This window comes from Rheinheimera sediminis, from assembly GCF_004005375.1.
In the GTDB taxonomy this organism is placed as follows: Bacteria; Pseudomonadota; Gammaproteobacteria; order Enterobacterales; family Alteromonadaceae; genus Pararheinheimera.
In genome coordinates, this window is record NZ_RZUF01000010.1 from 57362 (window position 1) to 81349 (window position 23988).

Here is a 23988-nt window from a genome sequence, read left to right on the forward strand (position 1 = left end):
TAATTATTTGAGTAAATTGATGAATCGTATGCAGTTTGTGCCCTGGCTCAAGGCGCGTTGGAGATTGGTTTTGGTCACAGCTGGCCTGATGGGGCTTGCAGCTCTGGCTGGGCAATTGGTTGGTAATTACTTTTATGTAAAGCAAGTCAATATGTTGTCGTCCAAACTTGAGGAAAGTCAGAGAAAAAGTAACAGTCTGACAGCTCGTCTGAATGAGCAGTTAAAACAAAATGACTATCTGACGGCTGAACTGGCGGTGGAGAAAAGTGCCGGGCAGTTGATGCAGCAAGAATTAAAAGCTGAACAACAAAAGCTGTTTGACACCCGCAAAGAGTTGGCGTTTTACCAGCGTATTATCTCTCCTGAACTGCAGGCAGATAGCCTTATCGTTGATAGCTTTAGTATAAGCCCGGGGGCCTCTGCCACTAAGTACAGGTTTAATTTGGTGTTGATCCAGCAAGATAAGCAACGTAATTTTGCCAAAGGTACTGTGGATTTGAAGCTACAAGGCTTTGCCGGTGATAAAAGAGCCAGTCTCGATTTGTTGCAGCTTGCAGGCTTTAGTAAAAGTGATAAGGCCTTTAGTTTTAAATATTTCCAGATTATCGAAGGTGAGTTTTCGCTGCCGGAGGGATTCAAGCCAGAAAAAGTAGATGTTGCACTAAAGGTTGCTGCGGCGCGTTCAGTGAAGTCCGCTAAGGTTGATAAGAGCTTTTTCTGGCCAAGTGAACAGTCCGGCGAAATACTTGAATAAATTAGTCAGGTATTAGATAATCCGCGCCCAGTTATACCGGAGGACATATGTCAGAGTTACAACTTCCTATTCAGTTTACCGACGCAGCTGCCAATAAAGTATTGGCTTTAGTCACCGAAGAGGAAAACCCTGAGTTAAAACTTCGGGTTTATATTACAGGTGGTGGTTGTTCCGGCTTCCAATACGGTTTTACTTTTGATGAGAAAGTAAATGAAGGTGATTTGGTAGTTGAAAAAAATGGTGTGGTTATGGTGGTAGACCCAATGAGTCTGCAGTACTTGGCAGGCGGTGTGGTGGATTACACTGACGGTTTGCAAGGTAGCCGTTTTACTGTACAGAACCCAAATGCAACAACTACTTGTGGTTGTGGATCCAGTTTTTCCGTTTAGTTCCGTCATTCAGATCTCATTAAAAAGGGCTTCCACAGTGTGGAGGCCCTTTTAGTTTTATGTCACAAAAACAGCACTCAGTCAGCACTTGGATCCGTAGCGGAAACATAGCTGATAGTCGCTTTCATTTGTATCTGTGGTGTAAGCAAAACTGATCGTTCCTTCTCTATGAACAGAACGATTGATCGACAAAAATCAGAGATAAGCTGCTATTTTTTCAGCCTTCTAACTGTACGCTCTGAACAACCTATGGTTTAATGAAACGCTTTTTTTGCTTATTGGGACATTCCCATAGGCTTTTGGATTTTTTTTGGCAGGAAGTTTAAGTCGTAAACAGAAGGCGCCTGGGCGCCGGGAGAACAACAAATGAAAGGTACTAAAAGCGTTATTTCAGATGAGAATAAAAGATTGTGTGTATGGCTGAAACGTCAGCGTCAGGAAAAAGGTCATACTATGCGCAGTTTGTCTGAAATTTTAGGCACTCCGCATTCTTTTATCGGCAAGGTAGAAAATCAGGAACGTCGTCTTGATGTAATTGAATACGTTCGTTATTGTCAGGCTCTTTCCATAGATCCTATGGATGGGTTGAAGCAAGTTCTGATTGAAGCTTAATCTGCTTGTATCTGAAAAAAAACGCCGCATTAATGCGGCGTTTTTTTGATCAGTAGCATGCAAAGCACTATAGCTGGTATTCCCATTAATGCAGTCATCACAAAAAAGGATTGATAGTCCATTACTTCAACCCAGCCACCCGAAAAACCACCAAGAAACTTTGGTAACAATAACATCAGGGAACTAAATAAAGCATATTGAGTGGCAGTAAAAGCGAGATTCACCAGAGAAGACAAGTAAGCAATAAAAGCACTGGTCGCAATACCCGCGCTTAAATTATCAGCAGAGATCACAGCGATTAACAATGGTATGTTGTGGCCCTGAGTGCTTAGGTAACAATAAAGCAAATTGGTACATGCGCTAAGTAATGCGCCAAGCAACAGTATCCTCAAGGTACCAAAGCTGTTGATCAGCATACCTCCCAGTGCAGCGCCAAGTAAGGTCATCAAGACACCGAATATCTTGGATACGCTGGCGACTTCCTCTTTAGTAAAACCCATATCGACATAAAACACATTAGCCATCACCCCCATGACTACATCTGATACCCGGTAACAGGCAATTAAGCTGAGGATCAATAACGCATTCAGGCCATGACGAGCAAAAAAATCAACAAATGGACCTACTACTGCGACTTTGAGCCAGTTCAAGAGCTTGTGACTAACTGAGCCATGGCTTGAGCTTATGATGGTTTGCTGTTCTACCAAAGGTTCTGGGGAGAGCAAGGTAGTTAATAAACCTAAAGCCATAAAACCCGCCATCACCAGATAGGTAGATTGCCACGCCGCGAGATCATAGCCTGTTGCAGAACTGCTAAAGAGGGCAGCTATCCATAAAGTACCTGCGGAAGAGAAAATCATCGCCAGCCGATAACCCGCCAGAGAAGCAGCTGCCAGCACTGCCTGTAAATGCTCTGGAGCAGCTTCGATACGGTAGGCATCTATGGTGATGTCTTGTGTAGCTGATGCTATTGCCAGCATGACGGCGCAAAATGCCATCCATTTTAGTTCGGTTTGAGGGTCCATGCTGGCCATCAGAAAAACTGCCAGAATAATGAGGCTTTGTGAAAATATCAGCCAGCTTCGTCTGCGGCCAAGCCACTGTTTTAGGCCAGGCAGGCTTAAATGGTCTATCAGAGGTGACCAGATAAACTTGATGGCATATACCATAATGACCCAGCTGAAATAACCAATCTGTTCGCGAGAGACGCCAGCCTCTCTAAGCCAAAATGATAAAACGCCAAACACCAGCATCAAGGGCAAGCCACTGGAAAAGCCCATAATAAAAATCGTCAGCACCCGGCGCTGACAATATAGTTTTAATGAAGAAAAAAACACAGCAATAGCAGACAAGACAGCAGTCCGTGCGGAAATAAATGAGATTAGCTTACAGCTTCAACAAATTAGATCAAGGCCTTACGCCAACACAATAGCTCGGGATTTGGCCGTATCCATGCAAAAAGCGCAAACAGTATCGCAGCTCGCGTCGTACTTTGAGGTTTTGTTTCAGTTCAGGTTCTGACCAGTATTCAATTTGGTAAAGCAAATGCCAAAATACTTGCTCGCGTAAAGTTTCAGGCCGCCAGCTTCTGACCCGAAAATGCGACCATTCTTCCAGCGTATCCCAGACGAATAAATGCAATTCTCTGTAAGGCAAACGGCCGCGCAGGAAACGAGAAAGATAATAAATCAACTGACGAGATTTTTGTTCAATAAAGGGCTCTAACATAGGTCTGATCCCTGTCAGAGCTGGCACCATGCCAGCTCTGTAAACTCAAACTTAGTATAGTCAGGCTTTATTGTTCTGGCTGTAAAATCACTTGTTTTAAGACAATGGGCTGTTTAGGCACATTTTGCCAGCCGGTATTCTCGTCGGTATGTGTTTCCTGCAGCTTGATTTTTTCCAGCACTTCAAAGCCATCCTGGACCTGACCAAAAACGGTGTAGCCCCAGTTCCGGCCTGGATCCAGACTTGAATTATCATTAAGGTTAAAAAAGAACTGGCTAGTCGCACTATGGGGATCGTTGTTTCTCGCCATTGCGATGCTTCCGAACTGATTTTTCGCACCATTGCCCGATTCATTAAAGACAGCGGGGAATTCGTCTACAGGGGCCAGATCAGGCTTATAACCGCCGCCCTGAAGCACAAACTCTGGCTCAAGACGATGAAAAACCGTATTGTCATAAGCTTTTGTATTGACGTAACTCAGAAAATTATTAACAGCCAAAGGAGCTCTTGTTCTATCGAGCTCAACAGTGATATCGCCTACAGATGTTACTAGTGTAACTTTGGGAAACAAGTTGTCTTGCTGCACATACTTACCTGTTGGTTTTTTCAAATCCACTGCAGCTAAAGTAGACAGAGAAAAAAGAGTAAATAATGTAAAAGTAAGAAAACGCATAAATTAGCCCTTCACATAAGAATGCCAGCTGTTGTCATTCAACAACTCAGCCAGTACTTGTTCTGTTAAGACACGTAATTTTCCTTCTGCTACGGCATTATCCAGTTTAAATGGACCTGAGAAGCTGCTTTTTCCAGCATAGACCTTATCAAAAGAACCACTGTGGTTTTGAATAGCGATACGCAGTTCCACATCGTTTTTCACCACGTGCTCTACTGTACGTTGGTCTGCGTCAGCGGATAGTTTCAGAATTTGAATGGTCATGGTGGTGACGCTGCTGGACGTTAATTTAGCGCCTTGGGCCGTCATTGCGTCTGTCAATGTAGACTCGAGCTGTTGAGCCAGGTTATTACTGGTTGGCATGCTGGTGACAGCCGTGCCTTTGCGTAAAAACAGGGTTTGATCAGATGGGCGTTGATCCACCACTGTTAACACAAATTCGGCGCCAGACAGCGCTTTGCTTTGATTCCAGAACACTTGAGGCGTGACTAAAAAAGAAGATGAAGTGCTGCTACAGGCGGCAAGAGCCAAACTGAAAGCCACTAAAACCGGACGCATAAAAGAAGCCATGGTTATTTCCTTTTGGTTGATTCGAGGATCACAAATTTATTGTTGCTGGCAATATGGCGACATCCACCCAGCAGTACCGTCATTTTTTCGTAATAAGGCAAGTGTCGGTTGGCCACAATACGTAATTTACCACCAGCCTTTAAACAACGTTTAGCATCGTTAAACATCTGCCATGCAATATGTTCTGTTACGGCCTGCTGCTGATGGAAAGGTGGATTACAAATCACATAATCCAGACTCTGATCGGCCTGGCTGGCTAAACAGTCGTCTGTTCTGAACTCGGCCTGAGCTATTAGTTCAGGTACATTCGCTTCGACTGAGGCTTTTGATGATGCCACGGCCATATAGGAGTCATCGGTAAAAATAACTCTGGCTTCAGGCTGTTGTTTTAATAAAGCTACGCCAAGTACACCATTACCGCAGCCTAAATCCGCCACTAAAGCGCCTGCATCCAGCACTGGTAAATGCTCGAGCAGGAATCGTGCACCTATATCCAGTTGTTCTTTCGCAAATACATTAGCGTGATTAACCAGTGTTAGCTGATAATCAGGCAACTCCCATTGAATAGGGTAAGTAAAAGCACGGGCTGTACCGCGAGGCGTACAATGAATAGTCCGGCATTTTTTCTGTGCCAGCGAAGCTTGTGTTGCTCCTAATTCCTGCTCAAAAATAGCCAGCAAATTCTTATGAATGTCTTTGGCTTTCGCCGCAGCTATGACCACTGTATCAGGCCGAACCACCTGGCTTAACTGCTGTAACATAAAACGCAGATAACCATGATTATTAGGAACTTTCAGCAGTACCAGATCCACATCAGCAGGTAAGGCCGTAACACTGTCGATAAAACTGACGCTGTCTGCAGATAAACCGTTTTGTTGTCTGTTGTGCACAGTGGCTTGCTGGCTTAATACAGAATCGTTTTGCTGACTATGTGGGTAGTCACCCAAAGCACAAGACAAAGCCCCAAACAAGTCGTGCATCACCAGGACTTTTAAATCGGCGCGTTCAGCAAGCAAAGGCAAGGCTTGCTGTAGCAGTAATTCATCGGCTGCATCCCAGGCTTGTAAGCTACGATTGCTTTGCCCCAGTGGTAATCTGTCCAGCTGCAGCTGCTTGTCAGCGACGGTAAAAATAGTATTCATGCCATTCAACTTAAAGAAGAGAAGGTTGTATTTTGACACGAGCACACCAGAGCGACAACCATGGATCGTCGCAACACTTTGTATTACCGCAAGCAGAGTTGTTGTTTTGGCCAAACTGGCTCTCGTCAGAGCAGGCAGAGCGCTGCTATCAGCAGTTAGCGCAGCAATTAAACTGGCAGCAGCCAGCAATAAAAATTTTTGGCAAAGCAGTGCTTATTCCAAGGCAGCAGGTATGGATGGGCGACCCGCACTGTAGTTACAAATATTCAGGTGTGTTGTTTGAACCTGAACCCTGGCATCCTCTGGTAAAGCAATTAACAGACAGGGTGAATCAACTCTGTCAGACTGGTTTTAATTCGGTATTGCTGAATTGGTACGCCGATGGTCAGCAGCATATGGGTTGGCATAGTGATGATGAGCCTGAATTGGGCGATAACCCTCAGATCGCCTCATTAAGTTTAGGGCAGCAACGCTTTTTTGATTTAAAACACAAAAGCTTAGGAACACAGATTAAACTAGAATTGGGTCATGGTGCTTTACTGCTGATGGCGGGGCAATGCCAGGCATTTTGGCAGCATAGAGTTCCTAAAATGGCCTCAGCCACAGAGGGGCGTATAAACCTGACTTTCCGTGAAATCAAGAAAAAACTAACTTAATTATATTTTCTCTATGGCAGCAGTCGCTTAGTAAGTTTTCCTGCGCTTTTGCAAAAATATGGGCTGACAAGGTGTATCGGCTTAACTAAAGTAGAGATGACGGAGCAACAAAAGGGTTTAGCTATGTTGGTTCATACCGCAATAGAACAGAAGTTATTAAGCGCATTTGATCCTGTGTTTCTTGACGTCGTCAATGAAAGTCATATGCACAATGTGGCACCGGGTTCACAATCACATTTTAAAGTTGTGATAGTGACAAATGCCTTTGATGGCATGAGGTTGTTAAACCGCCACAGGGCAGTCAATGCCATAGTGGCAGAGGAGCTAGCCGAAAAAATTCATGCTTTAGCCTTGCATACTTATACGCCTGGTGAATGGTACGAGTATTACGCCGAAAAACCACCGGCTTCGCCTAAATGTTTTGGTGGCAGTAAAAGAGAAAAAACTGCCTTGCCTGAGTCTTGATCGATTTGCAGGCAGACTTGCTGAACGAGTTAGTAGATAAAAGCGCCGCAAGGCGCTTTTATCTTTTCTACTCAGGCTATTTACCTTAGTGAGCTGCGCTTTCTGCCTGACTAAGTTCTTGTTTTTTAATCCACAATACTGCTATTTTTGCTGATCAGACCTGTTTTTTAAGCTAACGGCTTAAACTAGCTGACAATTTTCAACCAACAATAGGTTTTGTTATGGTTATCCAACCTAAAATTCGTGGTTTTATCTGCACTAATGCTCATCCAGTCGGTTGTGCTGCTCATGTGCAAGAACAAATTGATTATGTCAAAGCGCAGGGCCCTGTTGCCGGTGGCCCTAAAAATGTATTAGTTATAGGTGCTTCAACCGGGTATGGGCTGGCTTCGCGTATTACTTCTGCGTTTGCTTCAGGTGCGAACACTTTAGGTATCTTCTTTGAAAAAGAACCAACAGAAGGCAAAACAGCTTCGGCTGGTTGGTACAACACTGTCGCTTTTGAACAGGCTGCAACTGCCGCAGGTTTATGGAATAAGCACCTTAATGGTGACGCCTTTACCGACGAATTAAAATCTCAGGCTATTGATTTGATCCGCAGTGAAATGGGCAAAATCGATTTAGTAGTGTACAGCCTGGCTGCGCCGCGTCGTAAAGACCCTGTGACAGGTGAAGTGTACAGCTCAGTATTAAAGCCAATAGCTCAGGCATATACAGCCAAGACTTTAAACACCAGCAAACGTGAAATTGAAAGCGTCTCTGTTGAACCTGCCTCCGAAGAGGAAATCTTCAATACGGTTAAAGTCATGGGTGGGGAAGACTGGGAGCGCTGGCTGGATCAGCTGCACGCTGCTGGTGTTTTAGCTGAAGGTTGCCAGACCGTTGCTTACACCTATATTGGTAAAGAGCTGACCTGGCCAATCTATGGCAAAGCCACTATCGGCAAAGCTAAAGAAGACTTAGATCGCGCTGCTACTGCTATTACACAAAAACTGAACTCGGTTGCCGGTCATGCCTATGTGGCTTCATTAAAAGCTTTAGTCACTCAGGCCAGTTCAGCTATTCCTATTATGCCGCTGTACATTTCGTTGTTGTACCGTGTGATGAAAGCCGAAGGCACTCATGAAGGTTGTATCGAACAGATTTATGGTTTGTTCCAGCAAGCGCTTTACAACAACAACCGTACTTTAGATGAAGGCGGTCGTCTGCGTATGGATGGCAAAGAATTGTCTGACCATATCCAGTCTGCAGTAAAAGATTTATGGGGTCAGGTGACCACAGAAAACATTGATGAGTTGACCGACTACAAAGGCTACCACAATGAATTCTTGCGCTTATTCGGTTTTGGCTACAGCCATGTCGATTACAATGCCGATGTACCTGCCTTGTTGGCGCTGAAAAATCTGGTTTAGTAACTTTGAAAAGCCGTTTAATGCGGCTTTTTTTTCATAGAATCTTTGGTTTTTGGTTAATTTCACTGAATTTGAAAGCGTTACAGCCGCAGACAAAAGGCAAAGTTAGAAAACTTGACTACACTGAGCTTCAGTCGGCTGAAATGCCGGATAATTTTGTTGATTAACATAGATAGCACTTATGTTTAGTGCTAGAATCCGCGACTTTGGTATCTGTGTCCGCCACCTGCAACAGAGGTTAGGCTGTTGAGGTTCCGGATGCTACGCGCGGCGAGCAGCCGATAAACCAGGCCCTGTTTCTTCCCGTTAAAAAGTGCAAGTACGTATGATAAAAATCAAAAAAGGATTGGACATTCCCCTCTCGGGCAGTCCCAAACAAGACATACATGATGGCCCGTCCATCAAACACGTTGCTGTACTAGGCGAAGAGTACGTCGGTATGCGTCCTACAATGCTGGTAGAGGTTGGGGATCGTGTGAAAAAAGGTCAGGCTCTTTTTGAAGACAAAAAGAATCCTGGCGTATTTTTCACGGCGTCTGTTGCCGGTACAGTCAAAGAAATCAACCGCGGTGCTAAGCGTGTGTTGCAGTCTGTTGTAATTGAAGCTGAAGGTGACGAGTCCGTTGCTTTTGATTCCTTTACCGCTGCAGAACTAGCCTCGTTAACTGTTGAACAAGTGAAGAAGAACTTAACTGGTTCAGGTTTGTGGACTGCTTTACGCACCAGACCATTCAGCACTTCGCCAGCTGTTGATAGCATGCCAAGAGCTATTTTCGTCACTGCTATGGATACCAATCCATTAGCGGCTGATCCGACCATAGTGATAGCGCAGCGCAGCGAAGACTTCAGCAATGGTTTAACTGTGTTATCCCGTTTGTCTGACAAAGTCTATCTGTGTAAAAAAGCAGGCGCGTCCATCCCTTCAGTTCCGACAGTACAAGTTGAAGAGTTTGATGGCCCACATCCTGCTGGTTTACCAGGCACTCATATTCACTTCCTGGATCCAGTCAGTATCAAAAAAGTGGTATGGCACATTAACTATCAGGACGTTATAGCTATCGGTGCGCTCTTCACTTCAGGTCAACTGAATGCTGAACGCGTGATCTCTTTAGCCGGTCCTGTAGTGAAAAATCCACGTTTGCTAAAAACTGTACTGGGTGCTTCATTGGCTGAACTGACAGCTGGTGAGCTACAAGACGGCCAGAACCGTATCATTTCTGGTTCTGTATTAGCAGGTGCGGCAGCTAGTGGTGTGCACGGTTATTTAGGCCGTTTCCACAATCAGGTATCTGTACTGGCTGAAGGCTACGATAAACAGTTTTTAGGCTGGGTGATGCCTGGTTCTGATAAATTCTCTGTGACTCGTGCTTATTTATCTCATCTAAATCCAAAGCGTCTGTTTAATATGACCACTACGACCAATGGATCGTCACGCGCTATGGTGCCTATCGGCAATTACGAGCGTGTAATGCCATTGGACATTCTGCCTACTCTGTTGTTACGCGACCTGTTAGTCAGCGATTCAGATGGTGCAGTCTCTTTAGGTTGTTTAGAGCTGGATGAAGAAGATTTGGCGTTATGTACCTTTGTTTGCCCTGGTAAGTATGACTATGGCGTAGCATTGCGTGACTGCCTGACGACGATCCAGAAGGAAGGCTAAAAATGGGTTTGAAGCATTTTTTAGAAAGTATTGAGCCGCAGTTCGAAAAAGGCGGTAAGTACGAAAAGTGGTACGCTTTATACGAAGCCGTAGCTACAGTTCTATACACCCCTGGTCTGGTGACCAAAAAGGGTACTCATGTGCGTGACAGTATCGATCTGAAACGTATTATGATTTTTGTCTGGTTAATGTTATTCCCTGCGTTATTTTTTGGTATGTTCAATATCGGTCATCAGGCGGTTATCGCACTGCAGGCTGGGTTTGGCACGCCTGATACCTGGCAGGTTGCTTTGTTCCAGTTGCTCGGTGGTGAATTGACTGCTGAATCAGGCTGGGGTAGTAAAATGTGGTACGGTGCTGTTTGGTTCCTGCCTATTTACGCCACTGTTTTTGTTGTTGGCGGTTTCTGGGAAGTTTTATTTGCGTCAGTGCGCAAGCATGAGGTGAATGAAGGCTTCTTTGTAACCTCTATTCTGTTCTCCTTAATTCTCCCAGCCTCTATCCCGCTGTGGCAAGCCGCTTTGGGTATCACTTTTGGTGTAGTTGTTGCGAAGGAAGTTTTTGGCGGTACAGGCCGTAATTTCTTAAACCCAGCTTTAGCTGGCCGTGCTTTCCTGTTCTTTGCTTACCCGGCACAGATTTCAGGCGACAAAGTATGGACAGTAGCGGACGGTTTTTCTGGCGCGACCTGGTTGTCTAAAGCAGCTAACGGTGAAGTGTCTGACTGGTCAATCAATGCTCAGTGGTGGGATGCGTTCTTCGGTTTTATCCCTGGTTCAGTAGGTGAAACCTCCTTCTTAGCGCTGATGATTGGTGGTTTAGCCCTAATCTATTTCCGTATTGCTTCATGGCGTATTGTGCTCGGCGTATTAGCTGGTACTGCTGTGTTTGCTACTATACTGAATGTGATAGGTTCAGAGACGAACGCTATGTTTGCTATGCCATGGTACTGGCACATAGTTCTGGGTGGTTTCGCTATTGGTATGTTCTTTATGGCGACTGACCCGGTATCGGCTTCATTTACCAACACAGGCAAATGGGCTTACGGTTTCCTGATTGGCTTTATGGTGGTGATGATCCGTGTGGTCAACCCTGCTTACCCTGAAGGTATGATGTTAGCCATTTTGTTTGCTAACTTATTCTCCCCATTGTTTGACTACATGGTGGCTCAGGCGAATATCAATCGGAGGCTTGCTCGTAATGTTTAGTAATAACGATAGTATTGGCAAAACCTTCTTTGTGGTGATTGCTTTATGTTTAGTCTGCGCTATTTTGGTGTCGACTGCTGCAGTTCAGTTGCGGCCAAAACAAGTTGAAAACAAGCTGTTGGACAGCCAGAAAAACGTTCTGGCTGTGACAGGTTTGTTAGCTGATGGCAATATCAAAGAGCTATACACCAAACATATCCAGGAGCGTTTAGTCGACCTGAATACAGGTGAGTTCGTTGATATGGCTCCCGAAAGCTACGACTACCGCCGTGCAATGAAAGCGCCTGAGAGCAGCATAAAACTGGAAGGTGCGGACGATATGGCCTCCATTAAAAGCCGCGCCAATATTGCTCCTGTCTACTTTGCTTATAACGATGGCGTTGAGTCAGGCCAGTTATCTGCGATAGTGCTGCCTGTTCATGGTTATGGTTTATGGTCTACTATGCATGCCTTTTTGGCTTTGGATAATGACGGTAATACCATCAAAGGTATTAACTATTATGAGCAAGGCGAAACAGCTGGTTTAGGTGGTGAAGTACAAAACCCGAAATGGACTGCTCAATTTGTTGGCAAAAAGTTGTTGGATGAATCTGGTGCTCCTGCTATTAAAGTGATGAAGCCTGGTAATGCGGCCCCTAGTTCAGCTCATGAAGTAGATGGTTTGTCAGGTGCTACTTTAACCAGCAATGGTGTGCAGAATACTTTCGATTTCTGGGCAGGAGCCAAAGGTTTTGCACCTTTCCTGACCAAAGTTCGTGACGGAGCATTAAACAATGGCTAGTGCAAAAGAAATTAAAACAGTTCTGTTTGGCCCTATATTTGCCAACAACCCTATAGCTTTACAGGTTTTGGGTATTTGTTCTGCTTTGGCAGTAACCACCAAAATGGAAAAAGCCTTGGTAATGGGTATTGCACTTACTGTGGTAACTGCATTCTCTAACCTATTTATCTCTTTGATCCGAAACCATATACCATCTAGCGTTCGTATCATAGTTCAGATGACTATTATTGCGTCTCTGGTCATAGTGGTGGACCAGGTGCTCAAAGCTTTTGCTTATAACGTGGCAAAAGAGCTGTCGGTATTCGTAGGCTTGATTATTACCAACTGTATCGTGATGGGCCGTGCTGAAGCTTATGCGATGAAAACTGGTCCAGGTATGAGTTTCCTGGACGGTATTGGTAATGGTCTGGGCTACTCAGTACTGTTACTGATTGTGGCATTTATCCGTGAGCTTTTTGGTTCAGGTACTCTGTTTGGTGTAGAAATTCTGCCTTTAGTCAGCGCCGGCGGCTGGTATCAGCCTATGGGCATGATGTTGATTGCACCTAGTGCGTTTATCATTATCGGCTTGTTGATCTGGATACTTCGTACTTTCCGTCCAGAACAAGTTGAGAAGGCATAAGGGGCTATCAATGGAACATTACATTAGTTTATTTGTCCGTGCTGTCTTTATCGAGAACCTGGCTTTGGCCTTTTTCCTCGGTATGTGTACTTTTATTGCAGTGTCTAAACAAGTCAAAACGGCGTTCAGCTTAGGTATTGCTGTGACTTTCGTTTTGGGTTTATCTGTACCAGTGAACAATCTGGTTTTCCATAACCTGTTAGCACCTGGTGCTTTGGCCTGGGCTGGTTTTCCTGATACAGATTTAAGCTTCCTTGGCTTTATCACCTACATTGGTGTGATCGCGGCTTTGGTCCAAATCGTAGAAATGTTCTTAGACAAGTACGTACCTGCTTTGTACAACGCCTTAGGTATTTTCTTGCCTCTGATCACAGTAAACTGCGCGATTTTTGGTGCTGTAGCCTTTATGGTTGAGCGCGATTATAACTTCGGTGAAAGCGTAGTGTTTGGTTTAGGTAGTGGTGTTGGCTGGACTCTGGCTATCACATTAATGGCCGCCGTCAGTGAGAAACTGAAATATGCCGACATGCCAGCAGGCGTGCGTGGTCTAGGTTCACGTTTTATCATGGTTGGTTTAATGGGCTTGGGCTTTATGTCCTTCTCAGGCGTTTCACTGTAAGCAATTGCTGTAAAAGGAAAGAACAATGCAAGAGATATATCTTGGCGTTGGGATGTTCACCCTGCTGGTTGTAGCTTTAGTTGTTATGATTTTAGCTGCTAAAGCCAAACTGGTGTCTTCAGGTGACATTACCATTGGAGTGAATGGCGACCCTAAGTTAGCTATTCAGACAAAAGCTGGCGGCAAACTACTGAACGCTTTAGCTGATAGAGGTATTTTCCTGTCGTCAGCTTGTGGTGGCGGTGGTTCTTGCGGTCAGTGTCGTGTTCATGTTCATGCAGGTGGCGGCGACGTTTTACCTGTGGAAATGGGCCATCTGACTAAAGGTGATCGTCGTGAAGGTTGTCGTTTAGCTTGTCAGGTTAGTGTAAAAACTGACATGGAAATCGAAGTTGAACCAGAAATCTTTGGTATCAAAAAATGGGAATGCTCAGTTATCTCTAATGATAACAAAGCAACCTTTATCAAAGAATTGAAGCTGGCTATTCCTGATGGCGAATCGGTACCTTTCCGCGCTGGTGGTTACATTCAGATTGAAGCCCCTGCGCACCATGTAAAGTATGCCGATTTTGATATTCCGGCTGAATACCGTGGTGACTGGGAACGCTTTAAGTTCTTTACGCTGGAGTCCAAAGTAGACGAAGAAACTATTCGTGCTTACTCTATGGCGAACTACCCGGAAGAAGAAGGTATTATCATGTTAAACGTGCGGATCGCATCTCCGCCGCCAAATAACCTGAGCTTACCTTGCGGTAAAATGTCTTCGTATATCTGGAGCTTGAAAGCCGGCGATAAAGTAACGATTTCTGGTCCATTTGGTGAATTCTTCGCGAAGCAAACTGAAGCAGAAATGGTATTCGTAGGTGGTGGTGCTGGTATGGCCCCAATGCGTTCGCACATTTTTGACCAGTTACGCCGTTTGAAATCCAAACGTAAGATGAGCTTCTGGTACGGAGCCCGTTCCAAGCGTGAAATGTTTTATGTTGAAGATTTCGACATGTTGGCAGCAGAGAATGAAAACTTTGTCTGGCATACCGCCTTGTCTGATCCACAGCCGGAAGATAATTGGACTGGTTACACAGGTTTTATTCACAACGTATTGTTTGAAAATTACCTGAAAAACCACAAAGCTCCGGAAGACTGTGAGTTCTATATGTGTGGTCCACCGATGATGAACAAAGCGGTGATCAACATGCTGAAAGACTTAGGCGTAGAAGACGACAATATACTGTTGGACGACTTCGGCGGTTAAGCCAAAGCTATAGATTGATAAAAGAAGCCAGCCTGAGTGCTGGCTTCTTTTTATCTATTTTTTGGATAGGGATTGTTATCGAAACTTGTTACAATAGTCACCTTTATTGAGCAAGCAGGCAGACTCTTTGTTCAATGCTTCTAAGTTTGATGAGGTTGCTATGGAAGTTTTTATTTTTACTTTTGTCATCCTGATAGTTGTAGTTGCTGCTATGGCTATCGGCTATATGGTGCAACGTAAAACCATAGCAGGCAGCTGTGGTGGTTTAGGTGCTTTAGGGATAGAAAAAGCTTGTGATTGCGATACGCCTTGTGAGAAACGCAAAGAGCGGCTGAAAAAAGAGCAGGAATGGCAGCAGAATAAAATTATCTGATGCTGTTGATATTTATCTGTTGAATGTCCGTCAAGCCAGCTAAAGCTGGCTTGTCAGTTTTTAGCTACAGGCTCTGTAACTCACTTCATTTCGTTCTATTGCCTCAAGGCGCGACCTATTCAATAATGCAGCATATTTTTTCCAGAGATCATTTTTATGTCTTGTCCTATTGCTATCGCTGTTTCTTCTGTTCAGGCTGCACTGAATGACGCCCAATGGGATGCACTGATTATTGTTGCGTCTGATTTCACTGCAGTGACTGAATTACAAGCTGCAATTCATGCTGCTGCGGCTATAGATAGCCGTATTGGTAAAGAAACAGTCTTGCTGTTATCTGAAAAAGCTCCGGGACAACGTCTGGTGCTTTCGCCTACAGGCCCGCTGGACAGAGATTATGATGATGTCCGTAGTTTTTATGATGCAGCCAAACAGGGGATAGCCCAGGCCAAAGCCGCAGGTGCTAAGGCGCCAGCCTTGTATACGATAGTGCCAGACTCTGATGCTTACCAGTATGCCGCAGAGGTGGCTTATTTAGGGGCTTGTCAGGCTCTATGGCAGCCATTAGAGGGCCGTGAAGCCCGTGGCGAAGCAGTGCTTGAACCTGTTAGCCAGATTGGTGTGATTGGAGTATCGGAACAGCAAGCCAGTTACATCAGTGCTGTGGAAGCCGGGAAGCGTGTCGCCCGTGACTTATGCGGCACCGAACCTGAGCGTATGGCTCCGCGTCGCTTTGCCGATTATTGTGTTGAAACTTTTGCGGGCACTGATGTTCTGGTTTCGGTAGAAACTAAAGTCGATGTGCTGCAAAAAGATTATCCATTACTGATGGCCGTGGCACGCTGCTCTTTGCAAGTGGATCGTCACAAACCTGCAGTAATAAGGCTTGAGTATCAGGGCGAAGGCGAAATTGAACAAACTCTGTTGTTTGCCGGTAAAGGACTGGTCTATGACACAGGCGGCGCTGATTTAAAAATCGGCGGCGGTATGGCTGGCATGAGCCGCGACAAGGGCGGTGCTGCAGCTGTAGCGGGATTCTTGAAAACTGTGGCTTTGCTAAAGCCTAAAGGCTTAAAAATCATTGCAGAAATTGGCGCAGTGCGTAATAGCATTGGTGCTGATGCTTTTGTGCCGGACGAAATTATTACCAGTCATGCCGGAGTGCGGGTACGCATTGGTAATACGGATGCAGAGGGCCGCTTGGTGCTGGCTGATTTGTTATCCCATCTGCGTGAAGATGCCAAAACAGCTGTGAATCCTACCTTGTATTCTATTGCTACTTTAACAGGCCATGCGGCCCGTGCAGTTGGGCCATACAGTGCTCTGGTTGAAAACGGGGCTGCCCGTCGTATAGGTTTGTCTGCCGATTTAGCAATGATTGGTGATTTATGGGCCGACCCAAGCGAAATATCCCGCAGTCGCCGTGAAGATTTCAGCTTTATCAAAGGCCGTACTTCAGCCGACGATTTGTTAAGTTGCAATAATGCTCCGTCTTCTGTTACTCCTCGTGGCCATCAGTTCCCAATGGCATTTTTAGTGGCTGCTGCTGGTTTAGATCAACATGGATTAAATACAGAACAACCACTGCCTTATTGTCATATGGATATAGCGGGCAGTGGTGTTGACGGCGGCGACTGGCAACATGGCAAACCATCAGCCGCACCAGTGGCTGCTTTGGCCGCTTACTACTGTTTATAAACCAGAATTCACTTGGCTATTGAAAAACCCGAGGCTATGCTTCGGGTTTTTGCATTTCTGTATCTGACAAACGGATCTGACCTGATGAATTTTATTGATCGTTATTTTGAGCTGACAGCGCGCCAAACCAATATCAAACAAGAGCTGATCGCAGGTTTAACCACTTTTATGGCGATGAGTTATATCCTCTTTGTGAACCCCAGTATGCTGGCGCAAACCGGTATGGATCATGGTGCTGTTTTTGTTGCCACTTGTCTGGCTGCAGCTTTTGGTTCTATCGCTATGGGCATGCTGGCGAACCTGCCTGTAGCTTTGGCTCCGGGCATGGGCCTGAACGCTTTTTTTACTTATATCATAGTGCTGGAACAAGGCCATAGCTGGCAGACGGCTTTAGCCGCAGTATTTTGTTCAGGTGTTTTGTTTTTATTGCTGAGCATTTTTAGAATTCGCGAGTGGATTATTCAAAGTATTCCTTTCGCATTAAAAATGGGCATAGCTGCTGGTATAGGCATGTTTTTGGCACTGATTGCATTAAAAACCGCCAATATTATAGTGGCCAGCCCAGCCACTTTAGTGACACTGGGTGATTTACATGACCCTAAAGTACTGCTGGCTATTGCAGGTTTCTTCCTTATTTTTGCGCTGGCTCATCGTAAGCAGCATGCAGCTGTGTTTATCAGTATTTTAGTGATCACAGCTATTGGCTGCTGGCGTGGTGATACCAGTTTTACAGGTTTCGTCTCTATGCCACCTTCCTTAGCTCCAACTTTTTTACAGTTGGATTTCGCTTCTGTGCTGCAATGGGTGATGATTCCGGTTGTTTTAAGTTTGCTGTTTTTAGATTTATTTGACACCTCAGGCACTTTAGTCGCTGTCAGCCAAAGGGCTGGATTGATGAAACCTAATGGTGATATACCGCGTTTAAAAGATGCTTTATTGGCCGATAGTTCTGCCACTATAGCGGGCTCTTTATTTGGCACTTCTACCACCACCAGTTATGTTGAAAGCATAGCGGGTGTCAGTGCGGGTGGACGAACAGGTTTAACTGCTGTAGTGGTGGGGCTGGCCTTTTTAGCTGCACTTTGGTTCTCCCCTTTGGCTGCTATGGTCCCAGCCTATGCAACGGCGGGAGCTTTACTCTATGTAGCGACCCTGATGCTAAGTAGTTTGCAGCATGTAGAGTGGGACGATCTGATCGAATCTGTACCTGTGGTCGTAATTCTGATGATGATGCCGCTGACGTTTTCTATTGCTGATGGTATAGGTATGGGCTTTATTACTTATGCGGTGCTTTGTTTGGTCACTGGCCGTTTGTCAAAAACGACCTTGAGTGTTTGGGTATTAACCGCGGTCTTTGCGGCTAAATTTTTCTTTGCCTAAGGATGAATATGAAAAAAGTTACAGTGTTATTCGCTCTGTTGTTGTCTGCCGCGGCAATAGCGCAGGATAAAGTACAGGTCACAAGCACAGAATTAGCACCACATTTATATATGATTAAAGGGGCTGGCGGTAATATTGCTGCTGTTGTAGGGCCACAAGGGGCGCTGGTGGTGGATTCACAGTACGAGCATGTGGCGCCTCAAATTAAGGCTGAGCTTGAAAGCAAACAAGCCGGAGTGCAGATCAAGACTCTGATCAATACCCATTTTCATGGTGATCACGTCAATGGCAATGCGGCTTTAGCTGCTGGCGCTGAGATTATTGCACATACCAATGTATTAACGCGGTTAAAGGCGGACAGCAAATTCCCGATGGCCGGCTTGCCAACTGAAACTTTTGTCGGTGAAAAACAGCTGTCGCTGAATGGGGTTGATTTGCAGCTAGTGACTATGCCTGTCAGTCATACTGATGGCGATTTGGTTGTTTGGTTTAAAGAGGCCAATGTATTGCATATGGGTGATCTGTTTTTTGCTGACCGTTTCCCCTTTATCGATCTGAACAGTGGCGGCTCAGTGCAAGGCTATATCAATAACGTTAAAACTCTGCTGGGCCAGATTGATGATAAAACGCGGCTGATACCAGGTCATGGTGATTTAATGGATAAGGCTGGCTTACAGCGTTTTTTAGTTATGATGGAACAGACGCTTGCTGAAGTGAAGGTGTTAAAAGCTGAAGGCAAAACCGAAGAGCAAATAGTGGTGCAAGGTTTATCCGCACAATGGAAAAGCTGGAGCTGGAATTTTATCACTGAAGAACGGTGGATCCGCACGCTATTTAAAGCTTAGTCTTGTAGTTCGTTAGCGCTCTGGGTATGCTTTGGCAAATATCAGAGCGCTTTTAGGGCATAAACCAGGATCTTCATGAGGTTACGTGAAACTTTAGTAGTCTACATGCTACCTATGCTGGTTTTGCCTTTGTTAATTTTGGGTTACTTATCCTACCATTTCAGCGATCGCTACTACGAACAAAAGCTGTTTTTACAAATTAAGGGAGAGCTTGTAAAACAACAACAGCAGATACGCTTAACCTTGTCTTCTTACCAACAAAGCTTGCACACTTTATCTAATCAGCCTTTGGTCGATCGTTTTATTGCAGGTGAACAGCAGCTTGCACCTGAATTATTCCAGATTTTTGAACGTTACCGCACTGCTCATCAGGACATCAGTGCTGTGAAGTTTATTCGTTTAAATGGCGACTATCAGTTGACTGTGCCTTCAGAGCAAAAGGAAAGTGGTCCAAGTAGATTCAGAAACCAGTATTTTTCTGTGTTGCAGTCCATGATGGACGACAGTGGATTTTTCCTGTCCAGTGAACAAGGTTCTGGCCAAATCAATTTGTATGTTGCTCAGAAACTGTATTCGTCCGGCCAGTCTCAAGGCGATATCAAACGTCTTTGGGGTTATATAGTTTTGGTCATGAAACCGCAACTTTTTGAGTACGCTATCAGTAAGTTAGCTGGCGAGTGGCGAGCGCCTTTGGTGGTGAGTCAGGCCGCTACCATAGCTTTTTCCGAAAATACGCTGCTGATGGGGAGTGCATTCACACCTGTGCATTTCGCTGAAATTCAGGCCAGTGTTGACCAGGAGCAATTTGTTTCAACCCTATTACTTGGTCAGCCCATGCTGGTCACTGCTGTATCTTTAGCTGGACCCTATCAGCTACTTATAGGAGTGCAGCCTGCTTTACTAGATAACAGCATGACACTTAAGCCTTCGTTAATTGCATTGTTTTGTGTGTTGTGTTGCATAGGTTTGCCTCTGCTGATTTATCGGGTATTGGCGCGTTTTGTATTTTCACCGATCCGGGAGTTGACCACAGCTAAAACTGCGGTAGGTCGTGGAGATTTATCAACAGTATTGAAAGTAAAAAAGCAGGATGAATTAGGTGATCTGTTTGCTGCTTTTAATGTCATGGTGCGACAGCTCAGAGTATACAGAGAGCGTGAGCGTGCCTACCAGTTGCAGTTAGAAGACAAAGTCGCAGCCAGAACACAGGATCTGGCCAATGCTAATCAGCAGCTTGAAGACGCGAATCAGCAATTGACTTTCGCTCGTGAGGTCGCAGAGCAGGCCAATAGACTCAAAAGTGTATTTTTGGCGAATATGAGCCATGAAATTCGTACACCTTTAACCGCTATTATTGGTTTTAGTGAACAAGCTATTCATGAAAACGATCCTCACCGACAACTGGATTATTTGAGTCGGGTATTGCGCAGTGGCGACCACTTATTAGCCTTGATCAATGATATTCTCGACTTATCTAAAATTGAAGCCGACAAGTTGGAGTTACTGACTGAGCGTGTGAACCTACCAGCTGTTCTGGACGATATTTATCAATTAACTAAACAGCAAGCCGAGCACAAAGGTCTGCAATGTTTCCTCGAGCTGAATTATCCTTTACCCCACTATATCTACACTGATACTTTAAGATTTCGTCAGGTGCTGCTGAATCTGACCTCTAACGCTGTTAAATTTACTCAGAAAGGCAAAGTGGTTATCAGCGTTTCCTATCAGACTCCTGAAGAACTTTTGAGGATCAAAATTAAAGACACTGGTATTGGCGTTACCTCTGCTGAACTGAGTAAGCTGTTCCAGCCTTTTGTACAAGCCGATGCAGCAGTTACTCGAAATTTCGGTGGTTCCGGGCTTGGACTTTGTATTTCAAAAAAGCTGATGGAGCAAATGCAGGGAGATATTAGAGTAGAGAGTGTCAAAGGTATAGGTAGTTGTTTTGAGATTGTAATGTCTTGTGAGCATCAGCATATTAGTCTTGTTCATAGCTATCAGTGTCCTGTCGCAGAAAGTACAAAAGTAGAAGTTCCTGCTAATTATCAGAAGCTTAAAATACTTGTAGCTGAAGATAATCCAGACAATCAGCTATTGATCCAAGTGCTGTTGAAGAAGTTGGGTATTCAGGCCGTTGTGGTGGAAAATGGTCACAAGGCGGTAGAACGAGTTCTGCTGGAAAGTTTTGATCTGGTGTTGATGGATATGCAGATGCCGGAAATGGGAGGAGAAGAGGCAACAGCTTTGATCCGACACGCGGGTATAGATTTACCTATCGTTGCTCTGACAGCCAATGTGATGAGTGAAGATCAAAACCGTTATCTGAAGGCTGGCTGCCAAGCTGTTTTATCTAAGCCTATAGTACAAAAAGATTTCTTAGCTGTGATTCGTAAATATTGTCATACCGCCAGCTCGCTTGATGAGCAACTAGAGCGTCAGTTGGCTGCTGATCCTGTGATTATTCAACTTAAAAAAGACTTTAAGCTTGCACTTCCTGACATGTTAAAAGACTTCCGTTTATGGCTCTCTTGTAAGAATTGGCAGCGTTTACAGTATGAGGCTCATAGTGTTAAAGGTAGTGCGGGCAGTATGGGGTATCCGCAGTTAACTGCATTGATGTCAAAAATAGAGTTAGCTGCACAACTTGCTGATCTTGAGCAGATCAGTCAGTTAATTGCTGAATTTGAAGCTTTGTTGTCTGCCGAACATGGAACAAAATAGGAGATCTAAAGTGGCACAGACTGGATTTGAGCTAGCACCAGAGATAGAGCGCGACAGTCTTTGGTTAGCAGATTGGCCCTTGTGCCAGTTAAGGTTGCAAAATGATGCTAATTATCCTTGGTTTATTTTGATACCAAGGCGAGCGGCTATGATTGAAATTATTGATTTATCCGAAGAAGAACAGCGACAGTTGTGGCAAGAAAGTGCTTATTTGTCGAGGTTTTTAAAGTCAGAGTTTCAGGCTAAAAAACTAAACGTGGCTGCACTTGGTAATATGGTTTCGCAATTGCACCTGCATCATATAGTGCGTTACGAAAATGATCTGGCTTGGCCCGCCCCCGTTTGGGGAAAACTACCAGCTCAAGCTTACAGTGAAATCGCTTTGCAGCAGTTAAAACAAAAGTTAACGTTTTTAAACCTCCCTTGAAGATGGTTCCGACCTACACTGGTAGCATCACCACTTTTGTGGTTAGACTGGATTCGCTATTAAACTTCATTGTCTGAAAAATTTGTTGTAAGGAACCTTGTTATGTCGGCCGAAAATGCCTTATTGACCATCTTGGTTGAGAAGATCCGCACAGATATGCTGGTGCTGCCCACTTTACCTGAAATGGCTATTAGGGTCCGGAGAACAGCAGACGATCCTGATAGTAACTTATTGATGATGACCGATGTTATAGCTCAGGATCCTGCGCTGGCTGCTCGTATGATTAAAGTTGCCAATAGTGCTTTTATGGGGCGCTCTATTAAAGTCAACTCGCTCAATCAGGCAATCACTCGTATCGGTTTAAGTCAGGTAAAAAATATAGCGACCGCCATGGCGATGGAGCAATTATTTGTCTCCCAGCATGAGCAAATCAAAGAAAGGATGGCGCAAATCTGGCGTGATAGCGTGAACGTCACCAGCATAGCTCTGGCTTGTTTAAAGCGCTATATTGCAGAGAATAAGCACTGCAATTTAAATCTGGATGTCATGACACTCGCTGGTTTGATGCACTTAATTGGTGCTTTACCTATATTAACTGAGGCCGAGCGTTATCAGACTGTGTTTGGAGATCCGCAGTTTTTAGAAAATGCTATCAAGACCTTATCAGGTCAAATTGGTTCAGGCATTATGCGTGCCTGGGACTTTGCCGAGGTTTATGTGCAGATAGTGCAGAACTGGAGCGATCCCTCTTATCAGGACGATCAGGTCAGTTACATCGATTTTATCCGGCTTGGAGCTTTGGTACAGAGTACTTTGGACGACACTGTTCGTGTACAGGCTTTACAACCTTATATAGAGCGACATGTGGTACCAGATGCTAATTTTATGGACATAGAAGAGATTCGTGTTATTTCTCAAGAAGTGAAAGCGCTATTTAGTTAAGCTGAACTGGGGATAACAAATGTCGGCCTCTGCTTATTTAATCAATAAAATCAGTGGATTAATTTTGACATATTCAAAATAAGCAGCCCGACAGAAGACAGGGCTGCTTGGCTGTAGCGCTAGTTTACTGTGCTGCGATATTCGCTTTTAGCGGCAGCAAAGCCTGACGCAAAGCGTCTGTCATCAGTAATAAATCTGCGTCTAAGCGACCTATTACATCATCCCAACCCATTTCTTCATTGGAACCCGACAGCAAGTCGTGGAATTTTAGACGTTTAATACTGCCATCTTCACAGATCAAAAAGGTGACCTTTTCGTCTTGTTCTAAGGCCAGCTTAGTGACAAGTTTATCCTGTAAGTGACTTTGTACTTCATCGGCACTCAGCAAGTGATTGATAAAACGTACTTTAGCACCTTCTTCATCCGGCGCTTTTAATTCAGCTTCAGCACCTAGTTGGAATCCTTGTGGTAATTCTTTGCCTTGTAACCAGAAATGCAGTTGCTGATTCAACTGATGATTGTCTAAAAGTGGCATCGCAGGCAAGGAACCAAAAGCTTTACGCAGCAAAGCCAGTAATTCTTCTGCTCTGCTAGCGCTGCTAGTATCCACTAGCAACCAGCCTTGTTGTTTGTCATACAAAGCTGTAGTGACGCTGGATTTGCTGAAAGCACGGGGCAATAGGGTCTGGATCAGTTCTTCTTTTAACGCCTGCTTTTCTTTGCGGCTTAAAGGACGACCTTTTTCCTGCTCCATTGCATCAATTTTGGGGGCCAGCTCTTCATTGACCACTGAACCCGGCAGTACCTTTTCCTGACGTTTCACCGCAAATAACATTACATCATTGGTTTGGTGGCAGTACTGTTTCAGACTTGGATGCAAAGGGCTGGTGAAGCCCATTTTAATGGCTTCCTGAGAGGTGCAAGGGGTAAATTTGAATGCAGCTAAGGCCTGCTCTAATTGATCCTGATCAGTGTTTAGGTTTTCAGTGACCTGATATAAACGTAAATTTTTAAACCACATAAGGAAGTACTCTTGATATAAGAAATGCGGCTTAGTATACA

Annotated in this window: 25 protein-coding genes; 19 read left to right on the top strand and 6 right to left on the bottom strand. The window is 44.7% G+C overall.

The window, feature by feature from the left end; all coding sequences use genetic code 11:
- The first annotated feature begins 7 nt into the window (after positions 1-7).
- From EMM73_RS08210 to EMM73_RS08220, 3 genes are all read left to right on the top strand, one after another.
- On the top strand, positions 8-754 hold the full coding sequence (locus EMM73_RS08210; protein ID WP_127685963.1) for a DUF6776 family protein: 747 nt from the start codon (positions 8-10) through the stop codon (positions 752-754).
- 47 nt (positions 755-801) lie between these two features.
- On the top strand, positions 802-1143 hold the full coding sequence (erpA, locus tag EMM73_RS08215; RefSeq protein WP_127685964.1) for an iron-sulfur cluster insertion protein ErpA: 342 nt from the start codon (positions 802-804) through the stop codon (positions 1141-1143).
- A 366-nt stretch (positions 1144-1509) separates the two neighbouring features.
- Positions 1510-1755, top strand: coding sequence for a helix-turn-helix domain-containing protein (locus EMM73_RS08220; protein WP_127685965.1), 246 nt, complete (start codon positions 1510-1512; stop codon positions 1753-1755).
- Between the two features lie 29 nt (positions 1756-1784).
- On the opposite strand, the gene EMM73_RS08225 is transcribed toward EMM73_RS08220, so the two are convergent.
- The 5 genes from EMM73_RS08225 to EMM73_RS08245 all read right to left on the bottom strand — a co-directional run bounded on the left by EMM73_RS08225 (position 1785) and on the right by EMM73_RS08245 (position 5868).
- Complete coding sequence (locus tag EMM73_RS08225) at positions 1785-3107, bottom strand: AmpG family muropeptide MFS transporter (protein ID WP_127685966.1); 1323 nt, start codon at positions 3105-3107, stop codon at positions 1785-1787.
- Positions 3108-3162: 55 nt separating this feature from the next.
- The gene (locus EMM73_RS08230) at positions 3163-3483 is read right to left on the bottom strand and encodes a hypothetical protein (RefSeq protein WP_127685967.1); all 321 of its coding nucleotides are present in this window, start codon (positions 3481-3483) and stop codon (positions 3163-3165) included.
- A gap of 67 nt (positions 3484-3550) precedes the next feature.
- Positions 3551-4099 carry a peptidylprolyl isomerase gene (locus tag EMM73_RS08235; RefSeq protein WP_261373357.1) on the bottom strand — a complete coding sequence of 183 codons (549 nt, stop codon included), beginning with the start codon at positions 4097-4099 and terminating at the stop codon, positions 3551-3553.
- 60 nt (positions 4100-4159) lie between these two features.
- A complete protein-coding gene (locus tag EMM73_RS08240) occupies positions 4160-4726 on the bottom strand; it encodes a YajG family lipoprotein (protein WP_261373358.1) in 567 nt (188 codons plus the stop codon).
- 2 nt (positions 4727-4728) lie between these two features.
- Positions 4729-5868: a methyltransferase gene (locus tag EMM73_RS08245; RefSeq protein WP_127685968.1), complete on the bottom strand. Its 1140-nt coding sequence runs from the start codon at positions 5866-5868 to the stop codon at positions 4729-4731.
- Between the two features lie 32 nt (positions 5869-5900).
- On the opposite strand from EMM73_RS08245, the gene EMM73_RS08250 reads away from it, so the two are divergent.
- The 16 genes from EMM73_RS08250 to EMM73_RS08325 all read left to right on the top strand — a co-directional run bounded on the left by EMM73_RS08250 (position 5901) and on the right by EMM73_RS08325 (position 22926).
- Entirely contained in the window at positions 5901-6524 is a 624-nt protein-coding gene (locus EMM73_RS08250) for an alpha-ketoglutarate-dependent dioxygenase AlkB family protein (protein ID WP_127685969.1), read from the top strand.
- Positions 6525-6647: 123 nt separating this feature from the next.
- Positions 6648-6989: a BolA family protein gene (locus EMM73_RS08255; RefSeq protein WP_127685970.1), complete on the top strand. Its 342-nt coding sequence runs from the start codon at positions 6648-6650 to the stop codon at positions 6987-6989.
- 221 nt (positions 6990-7210) lie between these two features.
- Complete coding sequence (gene fabV / locus EMM73_RS08260; RefSeq protein WP_127685971.1) at positions 7211-8401, top strand: enoyl-ACP reductase FabV; 1191 nt, start codon at positions 7211-7213, stop codon at positions 8399-8401.
- 325 nt (positions 8402-8726) lie between these two features.
- On the top strand, positions 8727-10061 hold the full coding sequence (locus EMM73_RS08265; protein ID WP_127685972.1) for a Na(+)-translocating NADH-quinone reductase subunit A: 1335 nt from the start codon (positions 8727-8729) through the stop codon (positions 10059-10061).
- Positions 10062-10063: 2 nt separating this feature from the next.
- Positions 10064-11269, top strand: a complete 1206-nt coding sequence (locus EMM73_RS08270; protein ID WP_127685973.1) for an NADH:ubiquinone reductase (Na(+)-transporting) subunit B — start codon at positions 10064-10066, stop codon at positions 11267-11269.
- The gene (locus EMM73_RS08275; protein WP_127685974.1) at positions 11262-12050 is read left to right on the top strand and encodes a Na(+)-translocating NADH-quinone reductase subunit C; all 789 of its coding nucleotides are present in this window, start codon (positions 11262-11264) and stop codon (positions 12048-12050) included. Before EMM73_RS08270 ends, EMM73_RS08275 begins: the two co-directional genes overlap by 8 nt.
- Positions 12043-12672, top strand: a complete 630-nt coding sequence (locus EMM73_RS08280; protein WP_127685975.1) for an NADH:ubiquinone reductase (Na(+)-transporting) subunit D — start codon at positions 12043-12045, stop codon at positions 12670-12672. The genes EMM73_RS08275 and EMM73_RS08280 overlap by 8 nt, the downstream gene beginning before the upstream one ends.
- A 10-nt stretch (positions 12673-12682) precedes the next feature.
- Positions 12683-13291: an NADH:ubiquinone reductase (Na(+)-transporting) subunit E gene (nqrE, locus tag EMM73_RS08285; RefSeq protein WP_008897273.1), complete on the top strand. Its 609-nt coding sequence runs from the start codon at positions 12683-12685 to the stop codon at positions 13289-13291.
- Positions 13292-13316: 25 nt separating this feature from the next.
- Positions 13317-14543, top strand: a complete 1227-nt coding sequence (gene nqrF, locus EMM73_RS08290; protein WP_008897274.1) for an NADH:ubiquinone reductase (Na(+)-transporting) subunit F — start codon at positions 13317-13319, stop codon at positions 14541-14543.
- A 160-nt stretch (positions 14544-14703) separates the two neighbouring features.
- Positions 14704-14916 (top strand): (Na+)-NQR maturation NqrM, encoded by a 213-nt coding sequence (nqrM, locus tag EMM73_RS08295; RefSeq protein ID WP_127685976.1) that lies wholly within the window; start codon positions 14704-14706, stop codon positions 14914-14916.
- 156 nt (positions 14917-15072) lie between these two features.
- Positions 15073-16611 (top strand): M17 family metallopeptidase, encoded by a 1539-nt coding sequence (locus EMM73_RS08300; protein WP_127685977.1) that lies wholly within the window; start codon positions 15073-15075, stop codon positions 16609-16611.
- A gap of 84 nt (positions 16612-16695) precedes the next feature.
- A complete protein-coding gene (locus tag EMM73_RS08305) occupies positions 16696-17991 on the top strand; it encodes an NCS2 family permease (protein ID WP_127685978.1) in 1296 nt (431 codons plus the stop codon).
- Positions 17992-17999: 8 nt separating this feature from the next.
- The gene (locus EMM73_RS08310) at positions 18000-18836 is read left to right on the top strand and encodes an MBL fold metallo-hydrolase (RefSeq protein WP_127685979.1); all 837 of its coding nucleotides are present in this window, start codon (positions 18000-18002) and stop codon (positions 18834-18836) included.
- Between the two features lie 75 nt (positions 18837-18911).
- Positions 18912-21557 carry an ATP-binding protein gene (locus EMM73_RS08315; protein ID WP_127685980.1) on the top strand — a complete coding sequence of 882 codons (2646 nt, stop codon included), beginning with the start codon at positions 18912-18914 and terminating at the stop codon, positions 21555-21557.
- The gene (locus EMM73_RS08320) at positions 21544-21984 is read left to right on the top strand and encodes an HIT domain-containing protein (RefSeq protein WP_127685981.1); all 441 of its coding nucleotides are present in this window, start codon (positions 21544-21546) and stop codon (positions 21982-21984) included. Before EMM73_RS08315 ends, EMM73_RS08320 begins: the two co-directional genes overlap by 14 nt.
- A 102-nt stretch (positions 21985-22086) precedes the next feature.
- Positions 22087-22926 carry an HDOD domain-containing protein gene (locus EMM73_RS08325; protein ID WP_127685982.1) on the top strand — a complete coding sequence of 280 codons (840 nt, stop codon included), beginning with the start codon at positions 22087-22089 and terminating at the stop codon, positions 22924-22926.
- A 124-nt stretch (positions 22927-23050) separates the two neighbouring features.
- On the opposite strand, the gene rdgC is transcribed toward EMM73_RS08325, so the two are convergent.
- Positions 23051-23947, bottom strand: coding sequence for a recombination-associated protein RdgC (gene rdgC, locus EMM73_RS08330; RefSeq protein WP_127685983.1), 897 nt, complete (start codon positions 23945-23947; stop codon positions 23051-23053).
- Between the last annotated feature and the right edge of the window lie 41 nt (positions 23948-23988).

Excerpts from the sequence above, each read along its gene's own strand:
- EMM73_RS08220 (WP_127685965.1), top strand. The coding sequence starts at position 1,510 with ATGAAAGGTACTAAAAGCGTTATTTCAGATGAGAATAAAAGATTGTGT.
- EMM73_RS08275 (WP_127685974.1), top strand. The coding sequence starts at position 11,262 with ATGTTTAGTAATAACGATAGTATTGGCAAAACCTTCTTTGTGGTGATT.
- fabV (WP_127685971.1), top strand. The coding sequence starts at position 7,211 with ATGGTTATCCAACCTAAAATTCGTGGTTTTATCTGCACTAATGCTCAT.
- EMM73_RS08300 (WP_127685977.1), top strand. The coding sequence starts at position 15,073 with ATGTCTTGTCCTATTGCTATCGCTGTTTCTTCTGTTCAGGCTGCACTG.
- EMM73_RS08305 (WP_127685978.1), top strand. The coding sequence starts at position 16,696 with ATGAATTTTATTGATCGTTATTTTGAGCTGACAGCGCGCCAAACCAAT.
- EMM73_RS08245 (WP_127685968.1), bottom strand. The coding sequence starts at position 5,868 with ATGAATACTATTTTTACCGTCGCTGACAAGCAGCTGCAGCTGGACAGA.
- EMM73_RS08240 (WP_261373358.1), bottom strand. The coding sequence starts at position 4,726 with ATGGCTTCTTTTATGCGTCCGGTTTTAGTGGCTTTCAGTTTGGCTCTT.
- EMM73_RS08270 (WP_127685973.1), top strand. The coding sequence starts at position 10,064 with ATGGGTTTGAAGCATTTTTTAGAAAGTATTGAGCCGCAGTTCGAAAAA.
- EMM73_RS08310 (WP_127685979.1), top strand. The coding sequence starts at position 18,000 with ATGAAAAAAGTTACAGTGTTATTCGCTCTGTTGTTGTCTGCCGCGGCA.
- EMM73_RS08320 (WP_127685981.1), top strand. The coding sequence starts at position 21,544 with ATGGAACAAAATAGGAGATCTAAAGTGGCACAGACTGGATTTGAGCTA.
- nqrE (WP_008897273.1), top strand. The coding sequence starts at position 12,683 with ATGGAACATTACATTAGTTTATTTGTCCGTGCTGTCTTTATCGAGAAC.
- EMM73_RS08230 (WP_127685967.1), bottom strand. The coding sequence starts at position 3,483 with ATGTTAGAGCCCTTTATTGAACAAAAATCTCGTCAGTTGATTTATTAT.
- EMM73_RS08265 (WP_127685972.1), top strand. The coding sequence starts at position 8,727 with ATGATAAAAATCAAAAAAGGATTGGACATTCCCCTCTCGGGCAGTCCC.
- nqrF (WP_008897274.1), top strand. The coding sequence starts at position 13,317 with ATGCAAGAGATATATCTTGGCGTTGGGATGTTCACCCTGCTGGTTGTA.
- EMM73_RS08255 (WP_127685970.1), top strand. The coding sequence starts at position 6,648 with ATGTTGGTTCATACCGCAATAGAACAGAAGTTATTAAGCGCATTTGAT.
- EMM73_RS08325 (WP_127685982.1), top strand. The coding sequence starts at position 22,087 with ATGTCGGCCGAAAATGCCTTATTGACCATCTTGGTTGAGAAGATCCGC.
- erpA (WP_127685964.1), top strand. The coding sequence starts at position 802 with ATGTCAGAGTTACAACTTCCTATTCAGTTTACCGACGCAGCTGCCAAT.
- rdgC (WP_127685983.1), bottom strand. The coding sequence starts at position 23,947 with ATGTGGTTTAAAAATTTACGTTTATATCAGGTCACTGAAAACCTAAAC.
- EMM73_RS08280 (WP_127685975.1), top strand. The coding sequence starts at position 12,043 with ATGGCTAGTGCAAAAGAAATTAAAACAGTTCTGTTTGGCCCTATATTT.
- nqrM (WP_127685976.1), top strand. The coding sequence starts at position 14,704 with ATGGAAGTTTTTATTTTTACTTTTGTCATCCTGATAGTTGTAGTTGCT.
- EMM73_RS08315 (WP_127685980.1), top strand. The coding sequence starts at position 18,912 with ATGAGGTTACGTGAAACTTTAGTAGTCTACATGCTACCTATGCTGGTT.